We start from the raw sequence: 16,877 nt of genomic DNA, 5'->3' as shown, positions 1-16,877 counted from the left end.
TTGAAAGCCTTTTTTGCCTGCTTCTATTTGGCAAAAGAAATCCTGAGCTGAACAGAGAGCCTTGTGTAAATGATGAGCTCCTCTACTTTTACTTGATAGTCATGGCCGTCGCCTTTAAAGCGTTTGTTTTCGATTGAACGCTTTAAAATTTCTTTCGTTTGATAAACACTTTCAATATCCTTTGTGATGACCTCGGATATTTGATCTTTAATTTCCTCTTCAATGGCTAATCGGTCGGGCTGTGAAATTCTGTACTGTTCGGCATTGATCAGGTTCACTTCCACGCTTTGAATCAGCAGCTTCCGTTTATTGTCTTCGTTCAATTTATAGAGGTCGTTCTGAAAAAGCTTAATCTGTTCGTTCAGATCCGAAATGTGCTCTCTTTGCTCCTTTATGAGTGTGACCTGCTTCTGCTGGAATGTACCGTATGTAAAAAGAAAGAAAAACCAGGTAACGATGGCTCCGAAAATCATCCCGGCAAAAAAACGCTCCCAGCTCGGTTTTTTATGATAAGGCGGGATTCTCATGAAGAAATGTGCTCCTGGGTCAGCCATGAAATAATCAGCTGTCCTGTATTGGCACCGCCCATTGCAGATACGATTAAGAGAACCTGTTTAAACATATCCCATGTGTTGCCGGCAAATATGCCCCGCTCAAAGCTGTGGACGGCATCAAACGTACCGCCAATCGCTGCGACGAGCGCCCAGATCTTCAAATTTTTTGCCAAATCGTCAATGACGCTTAGCGGAGGCTGTCCGGATAAATAAGCTCCGATTCCGCCGATAAATGAGCCGCCTAAAAGCACGCCTAACGCGATAAAATAGCAGTTAATAAAGTTTGGGAGAAACGATTCACTCTCATTCATTTTTTTCACCTCGCCTTTTTCTACTATATGGGCTGGGGCAGACAAGTATGATCAGCTTGAATAAGAACGTTTGTTTCTTCTTAACATGCATCATATAATAGTAGGTAAAGGTCATTTTTCTAAAAAGAAGGGAGGGCCAGGATGTCTTTCGTACACTTACAGGTGCAAAGCGGCTACAGCTTGCTTGACAGTGCCGCATCAGTTAAGGATTTGGCAAAAAAGGCTGCTTTGCTCGAGTTTGATTCGATTGCTTTAACAGATTTTCACGTCATGTATGGAGCAGTTGAATTTTACAAAGAATGCAAAAAACACGGGCTGAAACCCATTTTGGGAGTAACGGCTTCTGTCTTTAGCGGAACAGAACAAACCCCCTTTCCGTTGGTGCTGCTGGCGAAAACGAATACAGGTTATCAAAATCTGCTAAAAATCAGCAGCGTCCTTCAATCAAAATCAAAAGAAGGATTAAAAGAAGCATGGCTGAAAAGCTACAGCAAGGATATCATTGCGCTGACGCCTGGAGAAAAAGGATACATAGAACGTTTATTGCTGAACGGGAAAGAACGAGAAGCAGAGGAAGCGGCGATTCACCTAAATTCCATTTTCGGAAATAATCATTTTTATCTTTCTCTTCAGCCCTATAAAACGAATGAGCGATTGTCTGATTTGATTGTGGATTTATCGGAAAAAACCAGGATTCCCATTGTAGCTTCAGGGGATGTCCATTATCTCGAAAAAAAAGATCGTTTTGCATACACATGTTTGAAGGCGATAAAAAACGGCGAGAAAATTTCAGACTATCACGATGTGGACGAACAACTTCACCTCAAGTCATCTGTAGAAATGAGCGAGTTATATCGTGCATATCCACATGCTTTGGAAAATACCGTGCGCATCTCAGAAGTCTGCCATGTTGACTTATCATTAGGCCAGACGAAGCTCCCGGCCTATCCTTTACCTGAAGGAAAATCAGCGGACGGCTATTTAAAAGAGCTCTGTTTAGCCGGGATCGATCAGAGAAAGCTTAACCATTCCCGTTACATGAAACGATTGGAATACGAGCTCGAAATTATTAGTGGCATGGCTTTTAGCGATTACTTTTTAATCGTCTGGGATTTTATGAAGCATGCCCATGAGCAGGGGATTGCGACTGGTCCTGGAAGGGGTTCTGCTGCTGGATCTTTGGTGTCTTACGTACTTAATATTACCGACGTGGATCCGATTGAGCACGACCTGTTATTTGAACGGTTTTTAAACCCTGAGCGGATCAGCATGCCCGATATTGATATTGACTTCCCTGATAATCGAAGAGACGAAGTGATTCAGTATGTAAAGGAAAAATACGGAGTGAGTCACGTGGCACAAATTATTACGTTCGGAACGTTAGCGGCCAAAGCAGCGCTTAGAGATGTCGGCAGAGTGATGGGCATCAGCCCTAAGCAATCGGATGAGCTTGCCAAGATGATTCCTGCGAGACCTGGAATTACATTGGACAAAGCCAGAAGCGAATCGGATAGATTGGATCGGACATTATTGGACTCCCCCTTATATGAACGGATTTTCTCAATTGCAAAGACGATCGAGGGTCTTCCCCGTCACGCCTCTACCCATGCGGCGGGAGTTGTTCTCAGCAAGGAGCCTTTAACAAATGTAATTCCCGTTCAAGATGGCCATGAAGGGGTTTATCTTACACAGTACTCGATGGAGCATCTTGAGGATCTCGGCTTATTGAAAATGGATTTTTTAGGTTTGAGAAATCTCACTTTAATTGAGTCGATAAAAAGGCTGATTGAGAAAGATAAACGAATTGAAATTGATTTCTCACAGGTACCAAAATCGGATGAAAAAACGTTCGAGCTATTAGCAAAAGGGGATACAACAGGAGTGTTCCAGCTCGAATCGACGGGAATGAGAAGCGTGCTGAAAAGGCTGAAGCCCACCGGTTTTGAAGATATTGTCGCAGTGAATGCACTTTACCGGCCAGGACCAATGGAGAATATCCCGGTCTTTATTGATCGGAAGCACGGTAAGCAATCAGTCGATTATCCACATCCCAAGCTAAAGGAAATTTTAAAAGACACGTATGGTGTCATCGTATACCAGGAGCAGATTATGAGAATCGCTTCTGAAATGGCGGGCTTTAAACTGGGTGAAGCAGATCTGCTTAGGCGAGCGGTTTCAAAAAAACAAAAATCGATACTTGATAAAGAACGAGAGCATTTTGTAAACGGCTGCCTGAAAAAAGGCTATGCGGAGAGCGTTGCCCATGAAGTTTATGATTTAATCGTCAAATTTGCAAACTACGGATTTAACAGAAGCCACGCTGTTGCATATAGTATGATCGGATTTCAGCTTGCCTATTTAAAAGCACATTTCCCTTTAAATTTTATGGCAGGCCTTTTAACGAGCGTGATTGGAAATGAGGAAAAGATATCCAACTATCTATTAGAAGCGAAAGATAAGGGACTTGAGTTGCTGGGACCGTCTGTAAATCACAGCGAGTATGCATTTAAGGTCGAAAACGGAAAAATAAGATACAGCCTAAAAGCAATAAAAAACGTAGGGGTTGCGGCAGTAAAAGAAGTGTTTCAAGAGCGAAAAAAGGGGAGATTTACCGATCTTTTTGACTTTTGCTTCCGATTATCGCAATCTGCTTTGAATCGTAAAATGTTGGAATCCCTTGTACTTTCAGGTGCAATGGATGAATTTGGCCAAAACAGGGCAACCCTTCTGGCCTCCCTCGATGTAGCCCTGGAGCATACGGCCTTGTTTGGCGATCAAGGAAACCAGCTCGGCTTGTTTCAAGAGGAAATGTTTGCGATCAAGCCTAAATACACAGTGATGGAAGAGTTCCCTGTTATTGATTTGCTCAACTTTGAAAAGTCAGTTCTTGGCTTTTATTTTTCAAGCCATCCGATTTCCCCGTACCGCGAAAAGTTATCTGCTTCAGGCGCGAGTGAGATCGCTGATTTGCACAAGAAAGGATTCAAGAAAGCAAAAGCAGGTGTATTGTTAAGCAAAATGAAAGTCATCCGTACAAAAAACGGGCAATCTATGGCTTTTCTGCAGCTGAGTGACGAAACGGGAGAGCTTGAAGCCGTCATTTTTCCTGATCAACTTAGAGAGTACAATCATGTACTGATTGAAGGAGCTTTAGTCTTAGCAGAAGGAAGAATGGAATTTAGAAATGAAAAACGGCAGCTTATCGTGAGCAAAGCATATCCAATCGAAAACTTGTCGGCTGATGAACATCCTTCAATGTATATAAAAATTGAAGAGCATATGCATACGAATGAGTTATTGGAAAAGATCAAAGGCGTTTTAATAGGCAATAAAGGAATGACTGAAGTGTATATATACTATGAAAAACAAAAACAAACCGTAAAACTGCATCCAATGTACAATCTAAATGCGTCGCATACTGCATTATACCGATTAAAAGAGCTCGTCGGTGATAAAAATGTCATCATGAAATCGTAGACAGGCAATCCATTCTGCTTTACATTTAATGTGCGCCATTTTTTTGCAGATACATGAATTTTCAGTATACATTTACAGTCCCCTTGAAGGAGTGAAGAAAATGTCTTTGAAAGAAGAAGCACTACATATGCATAAGGTAAACCAGGGAAAGCTGGAATCTAAATCCAAGGTCCAGGTAAGGAATGCAAAGGATTTGAGCTTAGCCTATTCACCGGGAGTGGCTGAGCCTTGTAAATCCATATACGACGATAAGACCAAAGTGTATGATTATACAATGAAAGGCAATATGGTAGCTGTTGTTTCTGACGGTACGGCAGTGCTCGGGCTTGGTAATATCGGGCCGGAAGCCGCACTTCCGGTTATGGAAGGCAAAGCAGTTCTCTTTAAAAGCTTTGCCGGAGTCGACGCCTTTCCTATCTGTTTAGGAACTTCAGACGTAGATAAAATCGTAGAAACGGTAAAGTTGCTCGAGCCTACGTTTGGCGGTGTCAACCTTGAAGATATTGCTGCCCCAAATTGTTTTGTCATAGAGGAGCGCTTGAAGAAAGAAACAAAAATACCGATTTTTCATGATGATCAGCACGGCACGGCGATTGTCACTGTTGCCGGTCTGGTGAATGCACTTAAGCTGTCTGGCAAATCGTTATCCCAGATAAAAGTTGTCGCCAATGGCGCCGGTGCTGCTGGAATCGCTATCATTAAGCTGCTATACCATTTCGGTGTGAGAGATATTGTCATGTGTGACTCAAAAGGAGCTATTTATGAGAACCGCCCGCAAGGCATGAATCCTGTAAAAGCTGAGGTTGCTAAGTTTACGAATACTTTAAAGAAGGAAGGCTCCCTTCAAGATGTAGTAAAAGGTGCGGATGTTTTTATCGGCGTCTCTGTTGAAGGGGCATTGACGAAAGAAATGATTTCTTCAATGGCCAAGGATCCGATTATTTTTGCAATGGCAAATCCGAATCCTGAAATTATGCCTGAGGAGGCTAAAGCTGCGGGAGCAAAAGTTATAGGTACTGGAAGGTCTGATTTTCCGAACCAAGTTAACAATGTGCTGGCTTTTCCCGGCATTTTCCGCGGAGCGCTTGATGCGCGGGCAACCCACATCAATGAAGAAATGAAAATCGCAGCTGTCGAAGCGATTGCTTCCCTAGTTTCTGAGGATGAGCTCAGTCCGGATTATGTTATACCCGCTCCATTTGATGCAAGAGTAGCTCCAGCTGTCGCAAAGGCAGTTGCTAAGGCTGCAATGGAAACCGGGGTCGCTAGAATTGACGTAGATCCTGAAGAAGTTGCTGAGAAGACAAGAAAACTGGCGATCATTGAATAAAATTGCAATTCGGGTTCGCTTTTTTCGCACCCTCGTCTCGTGTTGTCGAGGCAAGTGCGTTGTTTTCCTTAATTTCCTTCTTGTAGTTCTTTTGGAATAAAAAACAAGTATTCCTCCACATTTTGCTCATTTTCACTATTTCATTTGCAAAAATTTCTTATCGAAATATAATGATCATAATTACCGCTCTATAACCTTGATATATCAGCCTTTTCAGCTTCTTATCGAAATTGCGGTAAAGGCTTGTATCAGGTGAAAATGTCGTATGAAGGATGACAGCCTTCGACAAAAAAAGTACAATAGTTTCGGTAAAGTTATCTCATGATCCTTTCAAACGTATCAATCGGCGGAGGAAATGGACATGATGTTATAGAAATACCCTTTTAGGAAAGGGAGGTAGTCACTTGCTAAAGGACTTTTTTACAAAAAAGAAAAAATATGCTTCTGTTCCAGCAGATAAAGTGAACCAGGACGTGCCTGCAGGGATTATGACCAAATGCCCAAGCTGCAAAAAAATTCTTTTAACAAAAGAATTGGACAAAAACTTAAGAGTTTGTATGAACTGCGGCCATCATCTGCAGATGAATGCAAGGCAGAGAATCAGCAGCCTTTTTGATGAGGGATCGTTTCAAGAATTCAATGAAGGCATGCGTTCAAATAACCCGCTTGAATTTCCTGGCTATCTTGAAAAGCTGGAAAAAGACCGTGAAAAGACTTCATTAAATGAGGCGGTCGTCACGGGCGAAGGTAAAATCGAAGGGATTCCGGCAGTCATTGCCGTCATGGACGCTTCCTTCCGTATGGGGAGCATGGGCACAGTGGTCGGAGATAAAATTTCGAAAGCGGCAGAACTAGCAAAAAATAAACGCTATCCCTTACTGATATTTACAGCTTCAGGGGGAGCGAGAATGCAGGAAGGCGTTCTTAGCTTAATGCAGATGGCAAAAACAAGCTCCGAATTAAAATTCTTAAGCAATGAAAAAGGTTTGATCATATCTATTATGACCCATCCTACAACCGGCGGGGTATCTGCCAGCTTCGCTTCTCTTGGAGATATTAATTTGGCTGAACCTGGTGCATTAATTGGGTTCGCAGGAAGGCGAATTATTGAACAGACGATTCGCGAGAAATTGCCGGATGACTTTCAAACCGCTGAATTTTTATTAAAACACGGACAGCTGGATGCAATCGTCCATAGAGCGGAAATGAAAAGCACGCTGGCACAATTGTTAAAGCTTCACCAAACAGGAGGTGAACTGGAATGGTTGGAGAATTAGAATTTGAAAAACCGCTAATTGAACTGCGGGAAAAAATATCGGAGTTAAAAAAATTCACAAAGGATTCAGCTGTTGATCTAAGTGCGGAAATCTCAAGGCTTGAAGCGCGTCTTGTCAAGCTGGAAGATGATATTTACACGAATTTGAAGCCTTGGGACAGAGTCCAAATTGCCAGACATCCGAAGCGTCCCACGACGCTTGATTATGTCGAGCATTTATTTACCGATTTTTTTGAGTGCCATGGCGACCGGCTTTACGGAGATGATGAAGCCCTTGTTGGCGGAATTGCTAAGTTCCAAGGCCTTCCTGTGACCGTAATAGGCCAACAACGAGGAAAAGACACAAATGAAAACATTCGCAGAAATTTTGGCATGCCGCATCCGGAAGGCTACAGAAAAGCTTTACGGCTAATGAAACAAGCTGATAAGTTCGGAAGACCAATCATTTGTTTTATTGATACGAAAGGAGCCTACCCGGGGAAAGCGGCTGAGGAAAGAGGACAAAGCGAGGCAATCGCCCGCAACCTTTTTGAAATGGCCGATTTAACTGTACCGGTTATTTGTATTGTAATCGGAGAAGGCGGCAGCGGCGGAGCTCTTGCACTTGGAGTAGGCAATCATTTGTATATGCTTGAAAATTCGACGTATTCGGTTATTTCTCCAGAAGGTGCTGCAGCTCTTTTATGGAAGGATTCGGGTAAAGCCAAATTGGCCGCAGAAACGATGAAGATCACCGCGGATGATTTAAAGAAACTGGGTATTATAGAATCTGTTATAAAAGAGGTCAGAGGCGGTGCTCATCGTAATATTGAAAAACAGGCTCAACTTATTAAAGATACTTTAACAGAGTCGTTAAAGGAATTGATCAAATTAGATCAAGCTTCTCTTTTGAAACAAAGATATGAAAAATATAAAGCTATTGGCAAAGTATCTGCTGAAAACGAGTTTGCAGAAATAAAGTAAAATAAAGCGTGAGCCATTTAGGCTTCACGCTTTTAGTGCGGTCGAAAAACAGTGATCATATAAATAATTACGTAAAATTTGTTTAAAATATTAAAATAAAATAGTATAATAAAAAAGTCTGTGTAGATTCAATTACATAAAGTTCCCTATTATTATTTGTTTTGGCCCTGTGAAAATGGTATGTTAGAAGTAATAAGAGCTTTCTCGAGGTGACGAATTAGTGAAAAGAATCGGAGTATTAACAAGCGGCGGAGATTCACCAGGAATGAATGCCGCTGTTCGTGCGGTTGTCAGAAAGGCAATCTATCAGGAAGTGGAAGTTTTTGGGATTTACAATGGTTATTCAGGTTTAATCAGTGGGAAAATTGAAAAGCTTGAGTTAGGCTCAGTCGGGGATATTATCCATCGAGGCGGGACTAAGCTATACACTGCAAGATGCCCTGAGTTTAAAACGATTGAAGGCAGAAAAAAAGGAATTGCCCAGTTAGAAAAGTTTGGTATTGAAGGTCTCGTCGTTATAGGCGGAGACGGCTCTTACATGGGGGCTAAAAAGCTGACTGAAATGGGATTCCCGTGTGTGGGTGTGCCGGGGACGATCGATAATGATATTCCTGGAACTGATTTTACCATTGGTTTTGATACAGCGTTGAATACAGTTATTGACGCAATCGATAAAATCAGGGACACGGCGACCTCTCATGAACGTACATACGTAGTGGAAGTAATGGGCAGGCATGCCGGAGATATCGCATTATGGTCCGGACTTGCCGGAGGAGCGGAATCAATTTTAATTCCTGAAGCTGACTATGATATGGGAGACATCGTTTCTAAGCTGAAACGCGGACATGACCGTGGCAAAAAACACAGTATTATTATTGTGGCCGAAGGTGTAGGAAGCGGTGTTGATATCGGGGAAAAAATCGAAAGAGCGACCGGTTTAGAAACCCGGGTTTCAGTACTAGGCTATATTCAGCGCGGAGGGACTCCGACGGCGGCTGACCGTGTATTAGCAAGCAGGCTTGGTGCCTATGCAGTAGAACTCTTGCTTGAAGGAAAAGGTGGACGCTGTGTCGGAATTCAGAGCAATGAACTGGTCAACCATGACATCCTGGAAATATTAGATCAGAAACATTCAGTAGATCAAAACATGTACAAGTTATCGCAAGAGTTATCCATTTAAGGAGGAGTCGACGTATGAGAAAAACCAAAATTGTTTGTACCATAGGACCAGCCAGTGAAAGTGTTGAGACGCTCACTAATTTAATGGAAGCGGGAATGAATGTTGCACGGCTGAACTTTTCCCACGGAGATTATGAAGAGCATGGTGCCCGAATCTCAAATATTCGCAAAGCAAGCGAAAGCATCGGAAAAAACGTAGCACTGCTTCTTGATACGAAAGGTCCGGAAATCCGTACTCATACTATGGAGAACGGGGCGATTGAGCTTAAAGAAGGATCCGAAATCATTGTTTCTATGAAAGAAGTAATCGGAACGACAGAAAAGTTTTCTATCACCTACGAAGGATTAATCGAAGATGTTCATGAAGGCTCCATTATCTTGCTTGATGATGGCTTAATCGGCCTGAAGGTTACAGAAGTGAATAAAGGTTCAGATGAAATTAAAACGACGATTATGAACAGCGGAACGTTAAAAAATAAAAAAGGCGTGAATGTTCCAGGCGTAAGTGTTAATCTTCCTGGAATTACAGAGAAGGATGCAAATGATATTGTGTTCGGAATTGAACAAGGTGTGGATTTTATCGCAGCTTCCTTCGTACGCCGCCCTTCCGATGTATTAGAAATTCGCGAGCTGCTTGAAGAGCATAATGCAACGGATATCCAAATCATCCCTAAAATTGAAAACCAAGAAGGCGTCGACAATATTGACGATATTCTTGAAGTTTCCGATGGACTGATGGTTGCTCGTGGAGATTTGGGTGTTGAAATTCCTGCTGAGGAAGTTCCATTAGTTCAGAAGGAATTAATTAGAAAGTGCAACGCGCTCGGCAAACCGGTAATTACTGCTACGCAAATGCTGGACAGCATGCAGCGTAATCCGCGTCCGACAAGAGCGGAGGCAAGTGACGTTGCTAATGCAATTTTTGATGGTACAGATGCGATTATGCTCTCAGGTGAAACTGCAGCTGGAATTTATCCTGTAGAAGCTGTACAAACAATGCATAATATTGCTTCCCGTTCAGAACAGGCGCTTAATTACAAAGATATTCTTTCTACAAGAAGCCAGCAGGTCGGCATGTCAATTACGGATGCAATTGGACAATCTGTAGCCCATACTGCGATCAATCTTGATGTATCTGCAATTGTAACACCAACCGTAAGCGGCCATACAGCGCGAATGATCAGCAAATACCGCCCGAAAGCTCCGATAGTTGCTGTAACGACGAGTCCTTCTGTAAGCCGTAAACTAGCCTTAGTATTCGGTGTCGTTGCTACAAGCGGCGGCAAGTGCTCAACGACCGATGAGATGATCGAAGGGGCTGTACAGGAGTCTATTAACTCCGGAGTTGTCAACCATGGGGATCTGATTGTTATAACAGCTGGTGTTCCGGTAGGAGAGGCTGGTTCAACAAATCTCATGAAGGTTTATATTGTTGGCGATATTATTGCAAAGGGACAAGGAATAGGCAGAAAATCTGCGTATGGTAATGTTGTCGTTGCAAATAATGCGAAAGAAGCTAATGAAAAAATGACATCAGGCTCTGTGCTTGTAACGCGCAGTACAGACCGTGATATGATGGAAGCACTAGAAAAGGCATCCGCGTTAATTACAGAGGAAGGCGGCCTTACAAGCCACGCGGCGGTAGTTGGCCTCAGCTTAGGTATCCCTGTTATTGTCGGTCTTGAAAATGCTACTTCCATTTTTAACGACGACGATGAAATTACGGTTGATTCAACACAAGGTGCGGTGTATAAAGGACGTACAAGCATCCTATAAAAAACTGTTATGCTTTGCCTGATTATTTCTCTTGTAAACTATAAATGAGGAGGGACAATCCATGAGAAAGTTTTTAATTGTCTTAATTGCTATTCCGATAATAGACATTATCCTCTTTATTCTTTCAGGAGACTTAATCGGGTTTTTACCAACGATTTTGCTCATTTTACTAACAGGGGTACTCGGGGGATTGCTATCTAGAAAACAGGGAGCTGCCGTTTACAGAAAAGTGCAGCGCGATCTTCAGTACGGTAAAATGCCAGGAGATTCGATCGTAGAAAGCCTGTGCATTTTTGCAGGAGGATTACTTTTGATCCTGCCTGGCTTTTTATCGGATCTTATCGGCATTTTGCTGCTTATCCCGTTTACCCGTAGATGGATAAAGCCGTTTATTATCAATTGGTTTAGAAAAAGAGCTGAAAAGAACCGTATAAAAATTATTCAATGAAAACGGCAGCCTGTATATGCAGGCTGCCTTTCATTTTTTTTTGCCGGAAGCAACATATTGCCAAATCTCATATGCGACTCCCGTATTGATAAGGGTTTGAAGAATAACTAATATGACCGGTCCGATAATCAGCCCTAAAAATCCAAACAGCCGAAAACCTGCAAACAAGGCAATCAATGTGGCGAGTGGATCAAGCCCAATCGATTTGCTAAGAATTTTTGGTTCCATGAATTGCCGAATGATTAAAACGGCACTATATATAATACTGATCCCAATTGCGAGAGGAAGCTGGTCCGAAAGCACCAAATATATCGTCCAAGGAACAAATACAAAGCCGGTTCCTAAATACGGAAGCAAATCTACAATTGCAATGAGCAAGGCGACCGTCACTGCGTGTTCCAGCTGTATCAAAAAAAAGCCCGTTAAAACGATTAAAAATGTGATGCCGATCAGCTGAAGCTGTGCTTTGATAAATCCATTAAACGCTTTTTTAAGTTCCGCAACCACCGCTTCTCCGCTGTCAATTACTTGCTTTGGAATAGCCTTTGTCATAATATCTTTTAATTTGTACCAATCCTTGCTGATAAAAAATGTTCCAAGCAGGGAAAAAACGACTGCAGTGGCCGTCCCGGGAATTGAAGTGATCATGAGCGGGATACTTTCGAGAACTCTGGAAATGAAAGTGCCTGAGTTGCTTAGAGCTTGCTCACTGAACCGATCAAATTGACGGATGAGCGATTCCTGCTGTCCGGATTCCAGACCGTAAAAAAATTTCATGGATTGGTTGTAAAGCGGAATGATTTTGTCTGAAAATATTCGCTCCCAAATGAGATAAATCCGATTGAATTGAGTCGGTAAAAAATCTGCCAAATAAGCGGTTCCCGAAATAATTTCTGCAATGAAAATTGACATCAAACCGATGCCTGCCAGCAAAAAAAAGAGCAGAACCAAAGCCACGTTGATGCTTCTTGGAAACATCGTGCGTTTTTCCAAAAGTTCAACAAGGGGATGGATAACCAACGAAATGATGAGCGCTAAATAAAAAGGATAGATATACGAAAAGGAAATATAGAGAAGAAAAAGGCTTCCTATTAATAAAAAAAGCACAATAAATGCTCGATATAGGATAGCTAAATGGGATTGAATCACATCAGCCACCTCCTGGTTCCGGCATGTCCCATATCTCATCCTATTCCCAAAAAAAATGATTATGATAGAGAAGGGGGGATTTAAATGACAATCATAAGCCAAGCCAATTTATTTTTGCTCCTGCTGCTTCTTATAGCGTTGGCTGCCAAAAATAATTCTTTAATAATTGCTGTGTCTGTTTTGTTCGTGATCAAGCTTGTGGGAGCCGGTGACAAATTATTGCCGCTTTTGCAATCAAAAGGAATCAATTGGGGAGTTACAGTGATAACGATTGCCGTCCTTGCCCCAATTGCCACGGGTGAAATCGGCTTTAATCAGCTTTATGAATCGTTAAAATCCTCGTATGCATGGATCGCACTCGGTTCAGGAATTGCAGTTGCGCTTATAGCTAAAAACGGATTAACGCTATTATCTGAAGATCCCCATATTACCGCTGCGCTCGTATTAGGAACGATTTTAGCTGTATCCCTTTTTAAAGGTGTAGCTGTCGGTCCTTTAATCGGTGCGGGAATTGCATACCTTGTGATGCAAGCCGTAAAATTATTCTCCTGAAGCTTTTATTTCATCATTAGAAAATTAGGATATGATTTTTTTAAGAAAACATAAATTAATATAAAAGTGATTTGAATGAGCGAAGATCACTTATAGGAAAGGACAACTAAGCGAAAAAAATAAGCGGGGAAATTATAGTTAAACATTTAACAAATGATCCATTAACGTTTATAATGGGGGTAGGCACCTAGATGGGGTAATGCCTATCTCTAATAAATTGCTGCAAATTTCTAAATTTTTTGTAATACATGAAAATGTAAGCATTTTCTTTTTTGGTAAATCGGGAAATAAAGGGGTTTGTCAGCGGTTTGGTGTTTCGATAAAAAGGGGAAATTTATTGAAAAGGAGAGATTTATATGACTGCAACACGAGGTTTAGAGGGGGTAGTAGCAACTACATCTGCTGTTAGTTCGATTATTGATGATACACTATCATATGTAGGCTACGACATTGATGATTTAACAGAGAATGCTAGTTTTGAAGAAGTAATTTATTTGCTATGGCATTTAAAGCTTCCGAATCAAGAAGAGCTGCAAGAATTAAAGAAGCAGCTGTCTGAAAATGCTGTTCTTCCCGAAGAAATTTTTAATCATTTCAAATCGTATCCAATTGAAAACGTGCATCCAATGGCAGCGATTCGAACTGCTGTATCAATGCTAGGCATGCTTGATGATAATGCCGATGAGATGAACAAGGAAGCGAATTACGAGAAAGCCGTGCGCCTTCAAGCGAAAATACCGGGAATCGTTGCGGCGTTCTCCAGAATCCGTAAAGGTTTAGAGCCTATACAGCCAAAGAAAGATACCAGCCTGGCCGAAAATTTTCTTTATATGCTAAAGGGAAAAGATCCATCGCCGGTTGAAGTGGAGGCTCTAGAAAAAGCTCTTATTCTTCATGCAGACCACGAACTGAACGCCTCTACATTTACAGCGAGAGTGTGTGTAGCAACACTTTCTGATGTTTATTCCGGAATAACAGCAGCGATTGGCGCTTTAAAAGGCCCTCTTCACGGCGGAGCCAATGAAGGGGTCATGAAAATGCTGACTAAAATTGGCAATGTGGAAAATGCAGAGTCTCATATCCAAGCGTTATTTCAAAGAAAAGAAAAAGTAATGGGATTTGGCCACAGAGTATATCGGAATGGGGATCCAAGAGCGAAACATTTGAAGGAAATGAGCAAGCGCCTGACCAATTTAACAGGTGAATCCAAATGGTATGACATTTCTAAAAAAGTAGAGGAAGTCGTCACATTTGAAAAAAAATTACCGCCAAATGTTGATTTTTACTCCGCGTCCGTTTACCATAGCCTTGGAATCGACCATGATTTGTTCACTCCGGTTTTTGCCGTAAGCAGAACATCAGGATGGCTGGCGCATATTCTTGAACAGTATGAAAACAATCGCCTGATTCGCCCGCGTGCAGAATACACGGGTCCGGATTTGCAAAAATATGTTCCTATTGATGAAAGAATCTAGTATGGTAGTAAGAGGTTCTATCATTGATGATTATGAACCTCTTATTTGCAAATAAAATGCACATTATTGTGCAGACCATTGCAAGCCTATTTTTATTCCCTATTACATATCTAGGAGGTTTTATTGTGGCACAAGAAAAAATTTCTGTTTCTAATGGAGTATTAAATGTTCCAAATCATCCGATTATTCCTTTTATTGAAGGAGACGGGACAGGACCTGACATTTGGAATGCAGCTTCACGGGTTTTGGAAGCTGCTGTTGAAAAAGCATACAATGGTGAAAGAAAGATTTCATGGAAAGAAGTGTATGCAGGAGAGAAAGCTTATAATAAAACAGGAGAGTGGCTTCCTGAAGAAACTCTTGAAGTCATCCGCGAATACTTTATTGCGATTAAAGGACCGCTTACTACTCCAGTCGGCGGGGGAATTCGTTCATTAAACGTAGCGCTTAGGCAAGAGCTCGATCTATTCACTTGTCTTCGCCCGGTCCGTTATTTTACCGGCGTTCCTTCTCCGGTAAAACGTCCGGAAGACACAGATATGGTCATTTTCCGCGAGAATACCGAGGATATTTACGCCGGCATTGAATATGCAAAAGGCTCTGATGAAGTGAATAAACTAATCGACTTTTTGAAAAATGAATTAGGCGTTAATAAAATCCGTTTCCCTGAAACTTCAGGACTCGGGATCAAGCCTGTATCTGAAGAAGGTACTCAGCGTCTGGTTCGTGCGGCGATTAACTATGCTATCGAGAACGGAAGAAAATCCGTCACACTTGTTCATAAAGGAAATATCATGAAATTCACTGAAGGCGCCTTTAAGAATTGGGGCTACGAGCTGGCTGAAAAAGAATTCGGCGATAAAGTGTTCACGTGGTCTGAATATGACCGCATTGTAGAAAGCGAAGGCAGGGATGCAGCGAATAAAGCGCAAAGCGAAGCTGAAGCAGCAGGCAAAATTATTATTAAAGACAGCATTGCTGATATATTCTTGCAGCAGATTCTTACAAGACCAAGCGAGTTTGACGTTGTAGCGACTATGAACCTTAACGGAGATTATATTTCAGATGCACTTGCTGCCCAAGTCGGCGGAATCGGAATTGCTCCGGGAGCAAATATCAATTATGAAACCGGACATGCGATTTTTGAAGCGACTCATGGAACGGCGCCGAAATATGCTGGTCTTGATAAGGTAAATCCATCATCAGTCATCCTGTCCGGCGTGCTGCTTCTAGAGCACTTAAATTGGACTGAAGCCGCTGAACTAGTGTTAAAAGCGATGGAAAAAACAATTGCAAGCAAGGTCGTTACCTACGATTTCGCGCGACTTATGGAAGGTGCCACTGAAGTGAAGTGCTCCGAATTTGGAGACGAGCTTATTAAAAACATGGACTAAAGATTGACAAAAACGCGATAAGGGAGATTGGGAGAATGGGAAAGAAGAATCGCAGCAAAGTTTCTGTCATTGGAGCCGGTTTTACAGGAGCAACAACAGCATTTCTAACAGCCCAAAAAGAGCTGGCAGACGTTGTGTTAGTGGATATTCCCCAGCTTGAGAACCCTACTAAAGGCAAGGCGCTGGATATGCTTGAAGCAAGTCCTGTTCAAGGATTTGACGCGAATGTAACCGGCACTTCAAACTATGAAGATACCGCAGGATCCGATATTGTCGTAATTACAGCTGGAATTGCCAGAAAACCTGGAATGAGCCGTGATGATTTAGTGACGACAAATGAAAAAATTATGCGCAGCGTAACACACGAAGTTGTGAAATATTCACCTGATTGTACAATTGTAGTTTTGACGAATCCTGTTGATGCCATGACTTATACGGTGTACAAAGAGTCAGGTCTTCCGAAAGAACGCGTAATCGGGCAATCGGGAGTATTAGATTCTGCGAGATTTAGAACATTTGTCGCTCAGGAGCTTAATCTTTCTGTTAAAGATATTACCGGCTTTGTATTAGGAGGGCATGGTGATGACATGGTTCCGCTCGTCCGCTACTCCTATGCAGGAGGGATTCCGCTACAAACCCTTCTTCCGCAAGAGCGGATTGATCAAATCGTTGAACGGACGAGAAAGGGCGGAGGAGAAATTGTCAGCCTTCTAGGAAACGGCAGTGCATATTACGCTCCTGCGGCATCGTTAGTGGAAATGATTGAAGCCATTTTAAAGGACCAACGCCGCGTTCTTCCGGCCATTGCCTATCTCGAAGGCGAATATGGGTACGATGGCATTTTCCTCGGTGTTCCAACGATTATCGGCGGAAACGGACTAGAAAAAATTATTGAGCTTGAATTAACCGATGATGAAAAAATCCAGCTGAATCGATCAGCTGAATCTGTTAAAAATGTCATGAACGTTTTGTCTCTAACGTAATTGTTAGGCA

General features: G+C 42.1%; 14 protein-coding genes. 11 read left to right on the top strand and 3 right to left on the bottom strand.

Features of this window, described 5'->3' with window-relative positions; all coding sequences use genetic code 11:
- Positions 1-23: 23 nt before the first annotated feature.
- A complete protein-coding gene (ytrI, locus tag JOC74_RS18545) occupies positions 24-527 on the bottom strand; it encodes a sporulation membrane protein YtrI (protein WP_053603787.1) in 504 nt (167 codons plus the stop codon).
- Positions 524-865 carry a sporulation membrane protein YtrH gene (gene ytrH, locus JOC74_RS18540; protein ID WP_053603786.1) on the bottom strand — a complete coding sequence of 114 codons (342 nt, stop codon included), beginning with the start codon at positions 863-865 and terminating at the stop codon, positions 524-526. Before ytrH ends, ytrI begins: the two co-directional genes overlap by 4 nt.
- A 141-nt stretch (positions 866-1,006) precedes the next feature.
- Between ytrH and dnaE the strand changes: the two genes are divergently transcribed.
- From dnaE to JOC74_RS18505, 7 genes are all read left to right on the top strand, one after another.
- Positions 1,007-4,342, top strand: coding sequence for a DNA polymerase III subunit alpha (gene dnaE, locus JOC74_RS18535; protein ID WP_053603785.1), 3,336 nt, complete (start codon positions 1,007-1,009; stop codon positions 4,340-4,342).
- Positions 4,343-4,442: 100 nt separating this feature from the next.
- On the top strand, positions 4,443-5,672 hold the full coding sequence (gene ystJ, locus JOC74_RS18530) for an NADP-dependent malic enzyme (protein ID WP_053603784.1): 1,230 nt from the start codon (positions 4,443-4,445) through the stop codon (positions 5,670-5,672).
- Between the two features lie 404 nt (positions 5,673-6,076).
- Positions 6,077-6,949: an acetyl-CoA carboxylase, carboxyltransferase subunit beta gene (gene accD, locus JOC74_RS18525; protein WP_053603783.1), complete on the top strand. Its 873-nt coding sequence runs from the start codon at positions 6,077-6,079 to the stop codon at positions 6,947-6,949.
- Positions 6,934-7,911: an acetyl-CoA carboxylase carboxyl transferase subunit alpha gene (accA, locus tag JOC74_RS18520; RefSeq protein WP_053603782.1), complete on the top strand. Its 978-nt coding sequence runs from the start codon at positions 6,934-6,936 to the stop codon at positions 7,909-7,911. The genes accD and accA overlap by 16 nt, the downstream gene beginning before the upstream one ends.
- Before the next feature lie 220 nt (positions 7,912-8,131).
- A complete protein-coding gene (gene pfkA, locus JOC74_RS18515; protein WP_053603781.1) occupies positions 8,132-9,091 on the top strand; it encodes a 6-phosphofructokinase in 960 nt (319 codons plus the stop codon).
- 14 nt (positions 9,092-9,105) lie between these two features.
- Positions 9,106-10,866, top strand: a complete 1,761-nt coding sequence (gene pyk / locus JOC74_RS18510; RefSeq protein WP_053603780.1) for a pyruvate kinase — start codon at positions 9,106-9,108, stop codon at positions 10,864-10,866.
- Positions 10,867-10,927: 61 nt separating this feature from the next.
- Positions 10,928-11,314 (top strand): FxsA family protein, encoded by a 387-nt coding sequence (locus JOC74_RS18505; RefSeq protein ID WP_053603779.1) that lies wholly within the window; start codon positions 10,928-10,930, stop codon positions 11,312-11,314.
- A gap of 30 nt (positions 11,315-11,344) precedes the next feature.
- On the opposite strand, the gene ytvI is transcribed toward JOC74_RS18505, so the two are convergent.
- Entirely contained in the window at positions 11,345-12,463 is a 1,119-nt protein-coding gene (gene ytvI / locus JOC74_RS18500; protein WP_053603778.1) for a sporulation integral membrane protein YtvI, read from the bottom strand.
- Positions 12,464-12,553: 90 nt separating this feature from the next.
- Between ytvI and JOC74_RS18495 the strand changes: the two genes are divergently transcribed.
- From JOC74_RS18495 to mdh, 4 genes are all read left to right on the top strand, one after another.
- The gene (locus tag JOC74_RS18495; protein ID WP_053606071.1) at positions 12,554-13,015 is read left to right on the top strand and encodes a DUF441 domain-containing protein; all 462 of its coding nucleotides are present in this window, start codon (positions 12,554-12,556) and stop codon (positions 13,013-13,015) included.
- A 356-nt stretch (positions 13,016-13,371) separates the two neighbouring features.
- Positions 13,372-14,490, top strand: a complete 1,119-nt coding sequence (gene citZ, locus JOC74_RS18490) for a citrate synthase (protein ID WP_053603777.1) — start codon at positions 13,372-13,374, stop codon at positions 14,488-14,490.
- 125 nt (positions 14,491-14,615) lie between these two features.
- Positions 14,616-15,884: an NADP-dependent isocitrate dehydrogenase gene (gene icd / locus JOC74_RS18485; RefSeq protein WP_053606070.1), complete on the top strand. Its 1,269-nt coding sequence runs from the start codon at positions 14,616-14,618 to the stop codon at positions 15,882-15,884.
- 35 nt (positions 15,885-15,919) lie between these two features.
- Positions 15,920-16,867, top strand: a complete 948-nt coding sequence (gene mdh, locus JOC74_RS18480; RefSeq protein WP_053603776.1) for a malate dehydrogenase — start codon at positions 15,920-15,922, stop codon at positions 16,865-16,867.
- The last annotated feature ends 10 nt before the right edge of the window (positions 16,868-16,877 follow it).

Origin of the sequence: Bacillus capparidis, from assembly GCF_017832095.1 — a bacterium.
GTDB lineage: Bacteria > Bacillota > Bacilli > Bacillales > Bacillaceae > Bacillus > Bacillus gobiensis.
The sequence above is the reverse complement of the archived record's forward strand: the minus strand, read 5'-3'. Positions and strand labels throughout refer to the sequence as shown.

What these genes read in the sequence shown, in the direction of transcription:
- ytrI (WP_053603787.1), bottom strand. Translation starts at nt 527, where the DNA reads ATGAGAATCCCGCCTTATCATAAAAAACCGAGCTGGGAGCGTTTTTTT.
- ytrH (WP_053603786.1), bottom strand. Translation starts at nt 865, where the DNA reads ATGAATGAGAGTGAATCGTTTCTCCCAAACTTTATTAACTGCTATTTT.
- dnaE (WP_053603785.1), top strand. Translation starts at nt 1,007, where the DNA reads ATGTCTTTCGTACACTTACAGGTGCAAAGCGGCTACAGCTTGCTTGAC.
- ystJ (WP_053603784.1), top strand. Translation starts at nt 4,443, where the DNA reads ATGTCTTTGAAAGAAGAAGCACTACATATGCATAAGGTAAACCAGGGA.
- accA (WP_053603782.1), top strand. Translation starts at nt 6,934, where the DNA reads ATGGTTGGAGAATTAGAATTTGAAAAACCGCTAATTGAACTGCGGGAA.
- pyk (WP_053603780.1), top strand. Translation starts at nt 9,106, where the DNA reads ATGAGAAAAACCAAAATTGTTTGTACCATAGGACCAGCCAGTGAAAGT.
- JOC74_RS18505 (WP_053603779.1), top strand. Translation starts at nt 10,928, where the DNA reads ATGAGAAAGTTTTTAATTGTCTTAATTGCTATTCCGATAATAGACATT.
- citZ (WP_053603777.1), top strand. Translation starts at nt 13,372, where the DNA reads ATGACTGCAACACGAGGTTTAGAGGGGGTAGTAGCAACTACATCTGCT.
- mdh (WP_053603776.1), top strand. Translation starts at nt 15,920, where the DNA reads ATGGGAAAGAAGAATCGCAGCAAAGTTTCTGTCATTGGAGCCGGTTTT.